At 64.9% G+C, this 14493-nt stretch carries 15 protein-coding genes; 7 read left to right on the plus strand and 8 right to left on the minus strand.

The genetic code is table 11. The features are described 5' to 3' along the window. The first annotated feature begins 2 nt into the window (after positions 1-2). Positions 3-884: an alpha/beta hydrolase gene (locus tag IOC69_RS06410; protein ID WP_290542712.1), complete on the plus strand. Its 882-nt coding sequence runs from the start codon at positions 3-5 to the stop codon at positions 882-884. On the opposite strand, the gene IOC69_RS06415 is transcribed toward IOC69_RS06410, so the two are convergent. The 3 genes from IOC69_RS06415 to IOC69_RS06425 are packed head-to-tail and all read right to left on the minus strand — an operon-like array spanning position 881 to position 1514. Next, positions 881-1045, minus strand: coding sequence for a hypothetical protein (locus tag IOC69_RS06415; protein ID WP_290542713.1), 165 nt, complete (start codon positions 1043-1045; stop codon positions 881-883). The two genes, IOC69_RS06410 and IOC69_RS06415, sit on opposite strands and share 4 nt — an antisense overlap. Continuing rightward, on the minus strand, positions 1042-1209 hold the full coding sequence (locus IOC69_RS06420) for a hypothetical protein (RefSeq protein WP_290542714.1): 168 nt from the start codon (positions 1207-1209) through the stop codon (positions 1042-1044). Before IOC69_RS06420 ends, IOC69_RS06415 begins: the two co-directional genes overlap by 4 nt. Next, positions 1209-1514, minus strand: coding sequence for a BON domain-containing protein (locus IOC69_RS06425; RefSeq protein WP_290542715.1), 306 nt, complete (start codon positions 1512-1514; stop codon positions 1209-1211). The genes IOC69_RS06420 and IOC69_RS06425 overlap by 1 nt, the downstream gene beginning before the upstream one ends. A 315-nt stretch (positions 1515-1829) precedes the next feature. On the opposite strand from IOC69_RS06425, the gene IOC69_RS06430 reads away from it, so the two are divergent. Both IOC69_RS06430 and IOC69_RS06435 read left to right on the plus strand, forming a co-directional pair. Further along, a complete protein-coding gene (locus tag IOC69_RS06430) occupies positions 1830-3308 on the plus strand; it encodes a hypothetical protein (protein ID WP_290542716.1) in 1479 nt (492 codons plus the stop codon). Between the two features lie 159 nt (positions 3309-3467). Then, on the plus strand, positions 3468-4319 hold the full coding sequence (locus IOC69_RS06435) for a serine protease (protein WP_290542717.1): 852 nt from the start codon (positions 3468-3470) through the stop codon (positions 4317-4319). Here IOC69_RS06435 and IOC69_RS06440 read toward each other — a convergent pair. Continuing rightward, the gene (locus tag IOC69_RS06440; protein ID WP_290542718.1) at positions 4316-5881 is read right to left on the minus strand and encodes a sulfotransferase; all 1566 of its coding nucleotides are present in this window, start codon (positions 5879-5881) and stop codon (positions 4316-4318) included. The two genes, IOC69_RS06435 and IOC69_RS06440, sit on opposite strands and share 4 nt — an antisense overlap. Continuing rightward, positions 5878-6849, minus strand: a complete 972-nt coding sequence (locus tag IOC69_RS06445) for a quinone oxidoreductase (protein ID WP_290542719.1) — start codon at positions 6847-6849, stop codon at positions 5878-5880. The genes IOC69_RS06440 and IOC69_RS06445 overlap by 4 nt, the downstream gene beginning before the upstream one ends. Before the next feature lie 70 nt (positions 6850-6919). On the opposite strand from IOC69_RS06445, the gene IOC69_RS06450 reads away from it, so the two are divergent. Continuing rightward, positions 6920-8083, plus strand: a complete 1164-nt coding sequence (locus IOC69_RS06450; protein WP_290542720.1) for an aminotransferase — start codon at positions 6920-6922, stop codon at positions 8081-8083. Positions 8084-8129: 46 nt separating this feature from the next. Here the strand turns inward: IOC69_RS06450 and IOC69_RS06455 are convergent, their stop codons facing one another. Continuing rightward, complete coding sequence (locus IOC69_RS06455) at positions 8130-9134, minus strand: DUF2279 domain-containing protein (RefSeq protein WP_290542721.1); 1005 nt, start codon at positions 9132-9134, stop codon at positions 8130-8132. A 480-nt stretch (positions 9135-9614) separates the two neighbouring features. Between IOC69_RS06455 and IOC69_RS06460 the strand changes: the two genes are divergently transcribed. The 3 genes from IOC69_RS06460 (at position 9615) to IOC69_RS06470 (ending at position 13141) form a co-directional block, all read left to right on the plus strand. Further along, entirely contained in the window at positions 9615-9977 is a 363-nt protein-coding gene (locus IOC69_RS06460) for a PilZ domain-containing protein (RefSeq protein WP_290542722.1), read from the plus strand. Between the two features lie 38 nt (positions 9978-10015). Further along, positions 10016-11887 (plus strand): methyl-accepting chemotaxis protein, encoded by a 1872-nt coding sequence (locus IOC69_RS06465; RefSeq protein WP_290542723.1) that lies wholly within the window; start codon positions 10016-10018, stop codon positions 11885-11887. A gap of 201 nt (positions 11888-12088) precedes the next feature. Further along, entirely contained in the window at positions 12089-13141 is a 1053-nt protein-coding gene (locus tag IOC69_RS06470) for a Gfo/Idh/MocA family oxidoreductase (RefSeq protein WP_290542724.1), read from the plus strand. A gap of 13 nt (positions 13142-13154) precedes the next feature. Here IOC69_RS06470 and IOC69_RS06475 read toward each other — a convergent pair whose 3' ends face one another. Continuing rightward, positions 13155-13922 carry a DUF3108 domain-containing protein gene (locus tag IOC69_RS06475; protein WP_290542725.1) on the minus strand — a complete coding sequence of 256 codons (768 nt, stop codon included), beginning with the start codon at positions 13920-13922 and terminating at the stop codon, positions 13155-13157. Between the two features lie 160 nt (positions 13923-14082). After that, the coding region (locus IOC69_RS06480; protein WP_290542726.1) for a tail fiber domain-containing protein at positions 14083-14493 on the minus strand (411 nt) is incomplete at its 5' end.

Consider the following 14493-nt stretch of genomic DNA (forward strand, 5'->3'; position numbering starts at 1 on the left):
GCATGGACTACGCGGAGCATCTTGTTCCCGCCGCCGACGGCACGATGCTCTATGCGCGCGATTATGCGGCGGACCGCGGGGGCCTGGCGCCCATCGTCTGCCTGCCCGGGCTCACACGCAATTCGAGGGATTTCGAGACGATCGCCCCCCGGCTGGCGAAGACCCGCCGCGTGCTGGCCTTGGATTTCCGCGGCCGCGGCCGCTCCGGCCGCGCCGATCCGGCCACCTACCGGCCGGACCAGGAAGTGGCCGACACGCTGCACGTGCTCGACACGCTGGGCATCGGCCGCTTCGCCATCATCGGCACGTCGCGCGGCGGCATTGCCGCCATGGTGATGGCGGCCCGCGCGCTGCCGCGCATGGCGGGCGTCGTCCTCAACGACATCGGGCCGCGGATCGACAGGGCCGGACTGCTCCGTATCCGGAGCTATCTCGGCGGCGACCCGCAATTCGCCGGCTGGGGCGAGGCGGTGGCGGCGCTGAAGTCGTCGAACCCCGGCTTCGGGCGCCTGAGCGAGGACGAATGGCAGGCCTTCGCGCGCCGCGTCTATCGCGACGAGAACGGCCTGCCCCGCGCCGATTACGACCCTGCCCTGTCGCTCAATTTCCCGAGTGCCGCCGATATCGAGGCGGGCAGGGCGCCGGAGCTCTGGCCGCTGCTCGACCTGATGGCGGAGGCGCCCTTGCTGGTATTGCGCGGCGAGCACTCGGACCTGTTGAGCGCGGAGACGGTCGCCCGCATGCACCGGCACCACCCCGCGCTCGACTCGGTCACCGTCAGGGACCGTGGCCACGTGCCCTTCCTCGACGAGCCGGAAAGTCTCGCGGCCATCGATCGCTGGCTGAAGGCGGTGGACGGGGGCGGGCACACCGGCCTGCTTTAGCTGACCTCCCCCGGGGGGCCGCCCTCGGGCCGCACCGCGCGAGTGTCCCTCCGCCAGCGGTCGCTGAGCCAGCGGGCGAAGGCGCCCAGCGGGCAGCCCGCAAGAAACAGCACCGCAATCCACAGGGCCAGTTCCGCATAATAATGGATATAGGGGATCATGAACTGCCGTCCTCCGGGTCCAGCGGCGTATCCGGCGGCTCGCCCGCCATCCGCCAGCCCACCCAGGCGCCGAGCCCCAGCGACACCAGCATCCAGAACCAGTGAAAGCGCAGCAGAAACAGCGTTCCCGACAGGTTCAGCGCATCCTCAACCCAGGCCGGCATCACGGTGTTATGGTCCCCACATGCATGTCGACGCGGCGCACGCCCTCGGTTCCCGCCACTGCGGCGCGCGCCCGCTGCACCGCCGCGCTGTCCGGGGCCTCGCCACGGATCTCCACGTCGCGGAACGTCACGGTCGGCTTGGCCCAGCCCTGTCCGGCAGCCGCGAGGGACGCCTGCACGCGGCGGTCAATCTCCGGCCCCAGCTTCGGCCCCTCGACGACTGCCGCAGCGAGGAAGGGCAGAATGGCCAGCGGCAGATGCACCAGCCAGCGCAGAGGCCTTACATATGGGGTGTGATCACGCATTATGGTGAGGTTACGCCGTTTTTGCGGTGAGTCGCAGCGCCCGGCCGTTTCATCCACATGAGAAGAGGCTGCTGCAATCCTTTTCATCACCAAATCGTTGCCCGCAATTGGTTTCATTATGGCAGTCCAGTCCTGAAACTGTGGCAAAGCAGTAACAGCCGCCAAAATTCCCGGCACATTTCCATCGCGGACGTTGACCCGCCGCCCGTTTGCGCAGACAACAGGTCCGTGCTCGACCAGATCGTGCATTGACCTCCGGATCCATTTGCAGGGGATGGGGGGATGTCTCAACTCCAAGACTTGGGAGAAACAAGAATGAAGACTGTGAAGATGGCGCTCATGGCTGGTGCGGCGGTTGCCGTGTCCGCCGCCGCCGCCCACGCCGACGAGCTGCAGGACCTCAAGGCGCAGGTCGAAGCTCTCAACGCCCGCGTCGCCGCGATGGAAACCGCCCCGGCGGTTCCGGCCGGCTATCAGTTGCTCGCCATTTCGAAGGGCGAACAGCTTGAAGTCCCGGGCATGCTCGGGTCTGACCGTGACCGCGTCGTCAATAACCGCGCCACCATCATCTCCGTCATGCCGACGGCCGATGCTCCGGCTGGCACCACCATCTCGTGGTCAGGCTATGTCCGCGCGGCGATCGTCTACTCGGGCCAGGACGACGAACTTAAGGTCAATCGCTATGACACCGAAGACGGCGCTTTCATAACCGGTGCCAAGACCTCCGGCGACGAAGACGATGACTGGGACGTGAAGTCGCGCGGCCAGCTCAAGGTGGTCGCCACCACTGACACCGCTGTGGGCGAAGTGGGCGTCGAACTCAAGATGCGCGCCGACCTGAACGGCAACGGCACCCGCGACATCTATATGAAGACGGCTTGGGGCTACTGGGCGATGACCCCGGAACTGACGCTTGGCGGCGGTTACTCGGGTTCGCTGGGCAATATCGGCTACGGCTATGATGGCGCCTGCACCTGCTACTACACCGACAACGCCGACGTGGGCTTCGATCCGGGTGACACCACCCAGATGCGCCTCAGCTATGCTTCGGGTCCCTTTGCCATGGCGATCGCCATCGAAGACGCGAGCACCAAGTCAGACAGCCTTTCGGGCAACAACCTGGGCGCGGCCGGTGAGATCAAGTACACGGGCGACAGCTTCTCGGGTGAAATCTCGGGCGTCTATCGCAGCGTCAATGAGGACAGCTACAGCTTTAAAGGCACGACCGGCAAGCCTGGCCAGTTTGGTTTTTATTCTGAGGGCACGGCTTACGAATTCAAGGCTGATCTTGATGCGCTGTGGCAGATCGGTGCCGGTGTGGGCTTCAACCTTGGCGACATCGCAAGCCTCTCGCTTGCGGCGGCCATGGGTCATGGCCCCTTCCAGACGGTCAACAACAGCGGTGATATCAAGGAAAGCTATCCCATCAACCAAGATTGGTGGGGTGTGTCCGGTCTGGCGAGCGCCAACCTGTCCGACGCGGTCCATGCCGAGTTCGGCGCGGGCTACAAGCATCGCGATGGTGACGGTTTCGACGGTGCAACGTTTGAAACCGAGACGGACCCGACGTGGCGTTACAGCAACACCGACTATGACACCTGGGCCCTGCTGGGCGGCGTGTACTACACCCCCGTCGATCAGTTGACGATCGGCCTTGAAGGCGAGTGGTATACGACCGACGTCTCCACCACCCGCACGGGTAATGAAGGCACCGCGGCCGACGGCCAGCGTGACAATATCGATTATACCCAAGACAACTGGACGATCGACCTCGTGTCCGTCTGGCGCTTCTGATCACGGCAATACGACAATCGGAAACGGCCTGCTTCGGCGGGCCGTTTTCTTTTTTGAACGCGTATTGTTCCCGGCGGCCCGCTGATTTTGGGAATTGCGTCATCAGGGCCACGCGGCGGCCCGATTTTATGTTATGAGGCTGACAAACCAGAGAGACAGATGTTGCTTCCCCTTCGTGCCCTGCTTTCCCTGAGCCTTCTGACGCTGGCGCTGGCAGCCTGCGAACCGGCCTCAAGCGTCGATCTTGAAAGCCGTAACTTCAATGTGCAGCAGACATCCGTGCCGCCCGGCGAGGCGGTGGCCAGCACCGAGCAGATCACCGGCCTGGTGCGCCGCTCCGGTCCGACCTATGTGACGCTGATCGTGTCGCAGCCCGCGAAGCCGGATAATGTCTCGAAGGATTCGCGCAAGGGCACGCCGGTCACCTCCGGGTCGGGCTTCGTGGTCGAAGGGTCGGGCTATGTGATGACGGCCGCCCATGTCGGCAAGCGCGTCGGCAACACCGTTTCGGCCAAGGCCGCCAATGGCCGCGTCTATTCCGGCGAGGTGATCGCCATCAAGCCAGACAACGACATGGCTCTCGTGCGGCTGCGCGGGTTCTCCGGCAAGGCGGTGACGCCGGCCGACAGCCAGTGCCTCGCCAGGGGCAACATCGTCTATTCGCTTGGCCGCCCGCATGCCCAGGGCGACACGGCCCGGCTCGGCGAATTCGAATCGCCAAGCTTCGGTCAGGCCGTTCATTACCCGGGTGCCGACGCCAGGTTCGGCTACCCGGACGCCATGGTGCTGCGGCTTTCGACCCAGAAGGGCGAATCCGGCGGCCCGCTGTTCAACGAGAAGGGCGATCTCGTCGGCATGGTGGTGAGCACGCTCTATGACAATGCGGGCCAGCCCCTGAACCTCGCCCATGCCGTGCCCTCGGGCACGCTGGCGGGCTTCCTCTGCTCCACCGTCCAATGCTCCGCCGAATGGCGCGCCGTGGCCGCCGGCAGCGGGCGCTGCGATTCCTAAATGCTGTCCAGAATCGGCCTCAGGTGGCGCTCGTAGGGCTTCCAGCGCGCGACCGATGCGGCATTGATGCCAGAGCGGACCTGCAGGCGGCTGAAGGTGGTCACCGCGCCGGCATTGCGCTCGGGGTGCAGGCAGGCCTCTTCCATCGGCAGGCCCAGATAATCGAGCAGCGCCGCGATGGCGGGCCCGGGGTCCGACACCAGCGCCTCATAGGAGAGATGGAAGACTCGGCCCGGCAGCACCTGATCCCAGTGCGCCATCAGGCGGCGGTATTCGCGGTGATAGGCGGCATAGCCGGCAGGGTCATAGCTGTAGGAATGCGCCGCGTTCATCTCCGTCTGCAGCGCCGAGATGAAGGTATCCGCCGGGTGGCGCGTGCAGTTCACAATGCGCGCCCGCGGAAACAGGATCGCGGCTTCGCCGATGAAGCGGAAGTTCAGCGGCATCTTGTCCACCGCCAAATCCTTGCCCTGCACCACGAAGCGCATCGCGCTTTCATAGACAGCGGCGATCTCCGCCACGCCCTTCGCGCCGAGGCTTGCGAGTGCCGCCTCGATATCGGAGAGCGGCCTGCCCTGCGCCAGCCTGGCGGCGCAATAGGTCATGGTCTCGAGCTCGCCCGCATTGCCGGCCCGGCTGTGCGCCGAAATGATCTGCGCGGCAAGCGTCGTGCCAGAGCGCGGCAGGCCGACGACGAAGACGGGCTGATAGCCGCTCCGGCCATGGAGCGCCGAAAGCCGCTCCAGCCTTTCCCTGTCGAAGGCCGCGATGCGGGCCTCGACCTCGCGGGCGATGGCGGCGGTGACGGGGGGTGCAGGCAGCAGCCGCTTGGCCTCGGTGAAGCTGGCGAAAGCCTCGTCATAACGCCCGCTCTGCTGCAGCATCACGCCCCTTCTCACCATCAGGTCGCTGCGGTCGACGGGAGAAAGACCGGGCCGCGCCAGCTCGCGGGCGACGCGGCCGAACATGTCCGAGGCCGCATCATGCCTGCCGATCGAGGCAAGGAGACAGAGATAGCGCGCATGCTGCGGCGTGGCGGCGATGAAGCGCTCGATCTGCGCGCGGGCCTCGTCCACGCGGCCGAGCGAGAGCAGGCAATCCAGAACCTCGAGGCGGATCGCGTGCCTTGCCCCCTCCGGCGCGCGCTCCAGCGCCCTGGAGAAGGCGGCGAGCGCTTCTTCCATGTGGCCGATGCGGGCGAGGAAGGAGCCGTTGCGCCAGATCGCCTCGACATTGGAGGGCGCCACGCTCCGCGCCTTGCCGTAAAACGTTGCGGCCTCCGGCACGCGGCCCATGGAGAGCAGGCAGAGGCCGCAGTTGAGGAGATAGCTGACGTTCCTGCCGTCCAGCGTCACGGCGCGGGCGAAATGCGGCTCCGCCTGCTCGAAGCGGCCCTGCGACTGGATGGCAATGCCCAGCATGAACTGCGCGGGCGCCGAGAGCGGGTTCTCCGCCGCCAGCTGGCGCGACAGCGCCTCGGCCCCGCGCATGTCGCCACGCGCCAGCAGCCCGTCGATGTGGCGGAGCGCATTGGCCACGCGCTCCGCCCGGTTGTGGATCATGGCAGCAGGACCGTGGCGCCCGTGGTCTTGCGGCTTTCGAGATCGCGATGGGCCTCAACCGCGTCCGCCAGCGCATAGCGCTGGTTCACCGGGATCTTCACCTTGCCGCTGGCCACCACGTCGACGAGGTCCTGCGCGGTCTCCCGCAGATCGGCATCCGACGCCGTATAGGTCATCAGCGTCGGCCTTGTCGCAAAGAGCGAGCCCTTGGCGGAGAGCAGCAGCATGTCAAGCGGCGGCGCCGGACCCGAGGCATTGCCGAAGCTGACGAACATCCCGCGGGGCTCCAGGCAGTCGAGCGAGATCATCATCGTATCCTTGCCCACGCCGTCATAGACCACGGGCACGCCCTTGCCGCCGGTCAGTTCGCGCACGCGCTTCACCGTGTCCTCGGTCGAATAGTTGATGACGTGGTCGCAGCCATGGGCACGCGCGATCGCCGCCTTGGCGTCAGAGCCCACCGTGCCGATCACGGTGACGCCCAATGCCCTGGCCCACTGGCTCATGATGAGCCCCACGCCGCCCGCCGCGGCATGCAGCAGAATGGTGTCGCCCGGCTTCACAACATAGGTTGCGCGCAGCAGGTAGCGCGCCGTCATGCCCTTCAGCATCATGCCCGCCGCCGTTTCGTCCGAAATCGCGGCCGGGAGCTTCACCAGCCGGCTGGCCGGCAGGTTGCGGACCTCGGCATAGGCGCCGATCGGGCCCGTGCCATAGGCGATGCGGTCACCCGGCTTGAGGCTGGCGACACCCTCGCCCAACTCCTCCACCACGCCCGCCGCCTCGAGCCCGATGCCCGACGGCAGCTGAACGGGATAGAGGCCCGAGCGGTGATAGGTGTCGATGTAATTGAGGCCCACCGCCGTCTGGCGCACCCGGACCTCGCCGGGGCCAGGCTTGCCAAGGTCCACCTCGACGAATTTCATCACCTCGGGTCCGCCCGTCTTCCCGATCCGGATCGCTTTCATGCTTGCGCCTCCCCGCAGAGCCCGGCACATTCCGGCGCAACCTGCATTTTCAGGCCTTTGGTGCCCCATCATGACCTATGCCGTCAATCCTGCCATCGCCCGCATCGAGGCGCCGCCGATCGCGGAAGCGCAAGGCTGGGTGCGTCCGGGGCTGCGCAACAGGAAGCTTCTGAACCTGTGCCAGGCCGCGCCAGGCTGGACATGCGCGGAGGAACTCGATGCAGAGGTCGCGCGCCTTGCGCATGAACCGGGCATCGGCCTCTATACCGACATCCTCGGCATCCCCGAGCTGCGGGGGGCCATCGCGGCGCATTTTTCGGATGACTACAAGGGCAAGGTGGCGGCGGAGAATGTCTGCGTCACCGCCGGCTGCAACCAGGCCTTTGCGGCGGCGGTCATGGCGATTGCCAGGGCGGGCGACAATGTTATCCTGCCCGTGCCCTATTTCTTCAATCACACCATGTGGCTCGGCATGCTGGGGGTGGAGGCGCGCCATGTCTCCGGCATTGGCGAACCCGATCCGGGCGAGGTCGCGCGGCACATCGACGCGCGCACCCGCGCCATCGTTCTGTGCTCGCCCAACAATCCGACAGGCGCCATCTATTCGCCTGAAACGATCAAGGCGCTTTTCGATCTCGCGCGGAGCCGCGGCATCGCCCTCGTCATCGACGAGACCTACAAGGACTTCCGCGACGGCGATGGCCCCGCCCATCCGCTCTTCGCCACCGATGGCTGGGAGGAGGCCTTCATCCATCTCTACAGTTTCTCGAAGGCCTATGCCATGACGGGCTATCGCGTCGGAGCCATCACCGCACCGGCGCGCGTGCTGGCGGAGATCGAGAAGATCATGGACTGCCTCGCGATCTGCGCCACCCACATCTCGCAGCGCGCCGCCCTCTTTGCGCTCACGAGGCTCGAGAGCTGGAAGCGCGCGAAGATCGCCGTGATGCACGAGCGGCTCTCGGCCCTGCGCCAGGCCTTCACGCGTGAAGGGCTCGGCTATCAGCTCGTCAGCTCCGGGGCGCTGTTTTCATATGTGCGCCATCCCTTCGCCGGGGAGACGGCGAAGCAGGTGGCCATGCGGCTTGCAGGCGGGCATGACCTGCTCTGCCTGCCCGGCTCGATGTTCGGCCCCGGCCAGGAGCGCCATCTGCGCATCTCCTTCGCCAATGCCGGGACGGGCGACATGGAAACGCTGGTGGACCGGCTGATGGAGAGCCAGGACAAGCGCTGAGGCCGTCTCCTCAAATCTCCGCCAATCCGCCTGCCCGCAAGCGGTTCTAGTTGTGATAGTCGGTCGCCACATAAGTGTAGGGCGGCTGCCAGTAGGTGAAGGCCGTGGTGGCCGCGAGGCCCGGCAGCGTGTCAGCGACATCCGGCGCCTGGCCGAGCAGTTCGTTGAGGTTCAGACCGATCGCGAGATAGGGATTGCGCGAGGGATCGACGCCGGCTTTGCGGGTCTGGTCGGTGTAACCTTCGGTAAAGTAGCCCGCCTGCAGTTCGGCGAAGCGCAGCGGCGTGTCCTCCAGATTTTCGAAGCCGGACAGCTTCAGGGCGAGGAGGTATCGCTGGCCGTCGTAGTCGGTGGCCGGGTTCCACTCGTGGTAGTCCGAGGATGCCCAGTATTCCAACCGGTAGTCGAGCTTGTCCGCAAGGCCCGGGACGGTGTTGCGCAGGAAGGAGAACGACGCGCCCACGCCGTTGGCGATCATATCCTCGTAGGAGAAGCCGTGTTCGCCGGCAAGACCGTCGAAAACCTCGATATAGGTCTGAAAGCCCATGCCGAGCAGCGAGCCGGTGATGGCCGCATTCTTCGGATCATCCACCGAATGCGCGATCCGCTGGGTAAAATACTGCGACACGAGATAGCCTGTATAGGCATGGCCCAGCTTGTCCATGCCGCCGTACTTGGTATCGGTGCCGAACCAACCCTCGCTCTCGAAGTGATAGCCCGACGTGCCCCAGTCCCAATTCCTGATGCCGAAAACAGTGATGCCGCCATAAAGGGCGAGAATGTCCCACTTCACCGACTTCGACTGTTCCCAGAACACGTCGAAGCTGTAGTCGCCATATTGCGACACGTCGATGGGCCGCAGATTATATTCGACGCCGTTGATGAAGTTGGCCACGGGCGAATTCGTCGGTTCCGGGCGGATCGGGTCGGCAGCGGCGGACGCGGGAAGAATATCGATGCTGTCCTGCTTGCCCAGCGCCACAATCTGGTTGCTGTTAAGCACGGCCTCAGAGCTGAGCGGCACATAAGGCTGCAGAGTTGCCAGATTCATCACTGCGGCACCGCTGACGGTGACTTCGCCCGACTCCGCAGCGCCGCACTGCGCAACGGACAGCAAAAATACTACCGCAAATGCTCCGGCCTTAATCATGCAGAAAGAATTACTAGAAACTCAATCGTCATCCAAGACCCTTTTGCGTCACAATCGCATATCGTGAACAAAAGGTAGCGGCACAACTTGCCACACGCCGCCCCCACCCCCGGGGACCGCCGCAAACGTCCTCTCCAGCGCTATATTCCATCATTATATCAGAAATTTAGCTGATCGCTTTCGATCACCTGCGGGGGCGGCGCAGGGCGCATGGATGAAATCGCTCGATGGGGGCCAAAGGCGCATTACGGGTGTTTTCCGGGGGCGCCCGGCAAGCTTCGGGCCGCGCGAGGGCGCGATGCGGGGTTCGGCCGCCGGGCGCTCAAGCTTGGGACAACGTTGCTGCCATAGCGTTCCGGCAACTCAAGCCAGGAGCCCCCGATGCCCGCTCAGCCACCGCGCGCTGTGCTGCCCTTAAGTCACCCCGCGCTCGACCAGCGGCGGCGCTCGGGGCGCCGCGCCTGCAGCCTCGCGGTGACGGTGCGCACAGGAGGCGGAGATTATCTGGCGCGGCTCCTTGACCTGTCGGCCGATGGCATCGCCTTGCGTATCGATGCGCTTGCCCCCCTCAGGGTCGGCGCCAGACTGATCCTCATCCACCCCGAGCTCTGCGAGGTGGCCTGCGTTCTGCGCTGGTCCATGCACCCGCGCTACGGCGCGGAATTCCAGGCCACCGACCGCGCCCTGGCGCGCATCCGCGCCTTCTATGACAGCCTGCCACCGGGGCTGGGCGAAATCATCTGAAACATCAACCCCCAACCCAGCACACAGCGGACCCGCGCATGAAAAAAAGCTTCCTCACCATCCAGCGCCTGATGATCGCCTTCGGCCTCGTCATCGTCGGCCTCATGGCCTTCCTCGCCGTCCAGACCTATTCCTCCGTCAGCAACATCAAGATCGGCAGCCCGTCCTATGACTTGATCTCTAAGGGCAAGGACCTGGTCGCCGACATCATGCCGCCGCCGCTGTACCCGGCGGAGCCTTTCGCCTATGCCCACATCATTGAGGGCGAGCCCGCGCTGCTGCCCAAGCTCACCCCGCGCCTCAATCAGATCCAGTCCGATTACAAAACCAGGCTGGAATACTGGAAGGAACGGCTCACCTCGCTCGACGTGATGAGCGATCAGGAGGCTGCCTCCTTTCTCCAAGAGGTCGAGAACCGCAATGAGCGCTTCTGGACGATCTTCCGGAATGACCTGATTCCCGCGCTCCAGCGCAACGACCGCGCGGCGATCGACACGACCATGAGCAACCTGAGCGATGACTTCGTTGACTTCGGCGAGTTCATGAACGCCAAGTCCCAGGCAATTCTGGCCAAGGGCGCCTCCATCGAGCAGGAGAGCATCGCGCGCTCCAAAAGCGACCTCAATCTCGTCACCGGTTTCAACATCGGCATCGCCGTCATCATCATGCTGATGCTGCTCGGGGCGCACCAGTTCGTGATCCGCGCCATCACCACCATCTCGGCAACCATGGCCAGGCTCGCCTCTGGCCACCTTGAGGAAGAAGTGCCCTATGCCCAGCGCGGCGACGAGATCGGCGAAATGGCGCGCGCGCTCGCCGTGTTCAAGGATCAGGCGATGCAGAACCGCCGCAATGACGAAAACTCCAAGAACATCATCACCGTGCTTGGCCAGGGCCTGGAGAATCTTGCCAAGGGCAACCTGACCCACCGCATCGACCAGCCCTTCCCCGAAATGCTGGACAAGCTGCGCCAATATTTCAACTCGGCGGCGGACAGCCTGACGGAAACCATCAACACCGTGAAGCGCGGCTCCTTCGGCATCAAGTCCGGCACGGAGGAGATTGCACAGGCCTCCGACAATCTGTCGCGCCGCACCGAGAACCAGGCGGCGAACCTCGAGGAGACGGCCGCCGCCGTGGCCGAGATCACCTCGACCGTGAAGAAGACCGCCGAGGGCGCCCAGCATGCGCGCAACATGGTGACTGCCGCCAAGGAAGACGCAGACCGATCCGGCGTCGTCGTCAAGCGCGCGGTCGAGGCGATGCAGGGAATCGAGAAATCGTCGCAGGAGATCACCCAGATCATCGGCGTCATCGACGAGATCGCCTTCCAGACCAATCTGCTCGCCCTCAATGCCGGTGTCGAAGCGGCGCGCGCGGGTGACGCGGGCCGCGGCTTCGCGGTGGTCGCCTCCGAAGTCCGGGCGCTGGCCCAGCGCTCGGCGGAAGCGGCCAAGGAGATCAAGGGCATTCTCTCCACCTCGCGCAACCAGGTGCAGGAGGGCGTGCAGCTTGTCGCCGAGACGGGAAGCTCGCTCCGCCAGATCATCGACCGGGTGAACGAGATCAACGGCATCGTCACCGAGATCGCGCGCAGCGCCGATCAGCAGGCGACGGGCCTGCAGGAGGTGAACACGGCCGTCGACCAGATGGACCAGGTGACGCAGCAGAACGCCGCCATGGTGGAAGAGGCAACCGCCGCCACCCGCACGCTGACCCAGCAATCGACCGAGCTGGCCCAGATCGTCGCCCGCTTCACCACCGCGGCGGGCGCGATCATCGCCCACGCCGAGGAGAGCACGCGCGAGGCGCACCGCCCCGCGCCGCGCGCGCCTGCCGCGCGCAAGAAGGCCGCGGCCGCCGGCGGCGCCAAGGCCGAGCCCGCCGACAGCGGCTGGGAGGAATTCTAAAGCATTTTCAGGTCAAGTGGACACCGGTTGACCGTCGAAAATGCGACCAGACAATGATAGAGAGCAGGTTTCGATTTCACTGAACCGAAACCTGCTCCAGCGCATGTTCCGGTCAGGTGATTCCACAGGCAGTTTGCACGCGACAAGCCGCCATGACCCCGGCTACACATCATCCCTGCCTGCAAGATGTGGAGAGCGGTCATGACGGCGAAACACCCGGTGGCGATCGGCATGGTGGGATGCGGATTCTATGCCCAGAACCACCTCCATGCCTGGGCTGACCTCAGGCCCGGGGGCGCCCTTCTCTCCGCCGTCTGCGACCGTGATCCGGTCCGCGCCGAAGCCGCCGGCAGGCGCTTCGGCGTTCCGCATTTCACTGACATGGGCAAGATGCTCGACACGGTGAAGATCGACCTCCTTGACATCGCCACCCGCATGGACACCCACAGGGAGCTTGCCGCAACCGCCGCCGCACGGGGCGTCGCCGCGGTCGTTCAGAAACCCTTCGCGCCGACATGGGAGGACTGCGTGGCGATCGTCAACAAGGCGCGCAAGCACAATGCCTGGCTTGCGGTGCATGAGAATTTCCGCTTCGGCTCCGCCATGCGTGCGGTGAAAAAAATCCTCGACCGGGGCACGATCGGCACGCCCACCTGGGCCAGGCTTTCCTGGCGCACCGGCTTTGACGTTTACCGCGGTCAGCCCTATCTGGCGGAGGAGGAAAAACTGGTGATCCAGGACGTCGGCATCCACATTCTCGATCTCGCGCGCTTTTTCCTCGGCGAAGTCGAACACCTGAGCTGCGAGACGCAGAAGCGCAACCCTGGAATTCGCGCCGAGGACACCGCGACCATCATGATGCGGCACTGCTCCGGCGCCGTGTCGGTTGTCGAGGCGACCTATGCCGCCCGCCGCCATGACGATCCGTTTCCCGAGACCATGCTGGAGATCGAGGGCGACGGCGGTTCGGTCATTCTCCGCAAGGGCGAGAAAGTCACCGTCACCACCCAGGGCCTGGGCTTCGAGGATCATGTCGGCGGCCCGCTGCTTGGCTGGACGAGCCGGCCATGGCATGTGTCGCAGGAGGCGGTGCTGCACACCAACCGCCACATGTTTGAGCGCTTCCGCGACGGATTGCCGGCGGACACCTCGGGCGAGGACAATCTCAAGACCTATGCGCTGGTCGAGGCGGCCTATGAATCAGCCAGAACCCATCGTGCGGTCAGGCCGGTGCAATGGACGCCGGAAGCCTGATTGCGGGGCCCGCTCAGTCCACGACCTCAATCGTGTCGGCATAGGCCCGGAACGGCAGGCCCTTGAGCGAGCCTGTCAGATCGACGGGAAGCCACAGCTGCTGGCCCGTGGGCAGTCTGTCAACCGGGGCGAAGGCCACATCATAGCTGTCGCCCGGCACATTCTTCTCCTTGGCGCGCCCTCCGATCGGCGTCCAGCGCACTTCGCAAAGCTGCACCGCACCCCGGTAATCGACGGTTTCATCCACGGTGCCGCTGCCCTTGCCGGTCAGCGCAAGTTCGAAGACATCGCGCCCGTCGAACACGTCATGCACGGATGGGCACGGCGTCTCGCCGGCGGTTCCGATGCGCAACACGGCCGTGATCGGGTCGGTCACATTGGCGTTCAGCGCCCGGGCAATGCTCTCGCGGCGTTCGGGCTTGTCACTTTGCGGCTCATAGGTGAGCACTCCATCCGCCCAGGTCAGCTTGGCCTTGCGGACACCGCTGTCGCGTTCTCGGACCAGCCTGAAACTCACCGGCTGCGGCGCGCCATTGCCGATCAGACTGGTGGCCTCGGCCACCACGCTGTATTCGGAGAAGAGGTTGGCGATACCCCCGCTCTTGATGCGGGCTTTGGAGTTCACCGCATCGGGCCCGATATCGAGCACGAATTTTATCGTGGTCAAGGTCATCGGGCCGACATCGACCTTGTAGTTCACGGCCACCTGGCCCGCGGCGGCGCCATGGGCAAGGAGACCGAGAAACACCAAGGCGAGAGCAGGGAAAAACGTATTCCGCATAGGCGCGCCTGCCAGGATTTTTGACTTTATCCTCGCGGAGTTTCGTCCCGATCTTTGGCGGGAGTGTGTCCGAGCCGGGCGGCAGGCGTGCCGGATGATCTTCTCTGTCTGCTGCGAAAAGGATGCCCGGATCGGGTCCGGGCACAGGCGAGGCGTATTCTCACGGCGCGGTGGCTGCAACCTTTACGGCGGAAGGCGCGGCGGCGAGACGGCTCACTGCGAGCTTAAGCGCGGCCAACTCTGCCTCCATCGAATTAAGCCTGGCTTCGGCAGTTGCGTAATTCTGCTTTGCCACCAAAAGCTCAGCCTCCGTTGCAGCGAGCTTGCGGTTCTGCTTCTGATATTCGTTGAGCAGCAGGCTGGGCAGGATTTCGTAGGACACCGAGTCCGGACGGCCCTGTTCGTCATAGACCACCAGATCCGGCATCACCTTGTCCACTTCCTCGGCGATGAGGCCATATTGGATGGGCTTGCTGCCGTCAGCCTCGGCCTGCTTGTAGCGGTAGGTGACGGGGCGGAGGCCCATCAGCGCATTGCTGGCATCGCCCATGCTGTGCACATCCTCCTTGTA

Origin of the sequence: Aestuariivirga sp. (assembly GCF_020252405.1) — a bacterium.
Classification (GTDB): Bacteria; Pseudomonadota; Alphaproteobacteria; order Rhizobiales; family Aestuariivirgaceae; genus Aestuariivirga.

Excerpts from the sequence above, each read along its gene's own strand:
- IOC69_RS06460 (WP_290542722.1), top strand. The coding sequence starts at position 9,615 with ATGCCCGCTCAGCCACCGCGCGCTGTGCTGCCCTTAAGTCACCCCGCG.
- IOC69_RS06440 (WP_290542718.1), bottom strand. The coding sequence starts at position 5,881 with ATGATCCACAACCGGGCGGAGCGCGTGGCCAATGCGCTCCGCCACATC.
- IOC69_RS06430 (WP_290542716.1), top strand. The coding sequence starts at position 1,830 with ATGAAGACTGTGAAGATGGCGCTCATGGCTGGTGCGGCGGTTGCCGTG.
- IOC69_RS06445 (WP_290542719.1), bottom strand. The coding sequence starts at position 6,849 with ATGAAAGCGATCCGGATCGGGAAGACGGGCGGACCCGAGGTGATGAAA.
- IOC69_RS06420 (WP_290542714.1), bottom strand. The coding sequence starts at position 1,209 with ATGCCGGCCTGGGTTGAGGATGCGCTGAACCTGTCGGGAACGCTGTTT.
- IOC69_RS06470 (WP_290542724.1), top strand. The coding sequence starts at position 12,089 with ATGACGGCGAAACACCCGGTGGCGATCGGCATGGTGGGATGCGGATTC.
- IOC69_RS06415 (WP_290542713.1), bottom strand. The coding sequence starts at position 1,045 with ATGATCCCCTATATCCATTATTATGCGGAACTGGCCCTGTGGATTGCG.
- IOC69_RS06435 (WP_290542717.1), top strand. The coding sequence starts at position 3,468 with ATGTTGCTTCCCCTTCGTGCCCTGCTTTCCCTGAGCCTTCTGACGCTG.
- IOC69_RS06425 (WP_290542715.1), bottom strand. The coding sequence starts at position 1,514 with ATGCGTGATCACACCCCATATGTAAGGCCTCTGCGCTGGCTGGTGCAT.
- IOC69_RS06410 (WP_290542712.1), top strand. The coding sequence starts at position 3 with ATGGACTACGCGGAGCATCTTGTTCCCGCCGCCGACGGCACGATGCTC.
- IOC69_RS06475 (WP_290542725.1), bottom strand. The coding sequence starts at position 13,922 with ATGCGGAATACGTTTTTCCCTGCTCTCGCCTTGGTGTTTCTCGGTCTC.
- IOC69_RS06455 (WP_290542721.1), bottom strand. The coding sequence starts at position 9,134 with ATGAATCTGGCAACTCTGCAGCCTTATGTGCCGCTCAGCTCTGAGGCC.
- IOC69_RS06465 (WP_290542723.1), top strand. The coding sequence starts at position 10,016 with ATGAAAAAAAGCTTCCTCACCATCCAGCGCCTGATGATCGCCTTCGGC.
- IOC69_RS06450 (WP_290542720.1), top strand. The coding sequence starts at position 6,920 with ATGACCTATGCCGTCAATCCTGCCATCGCCCGCATCGAGGCGCCGCCG.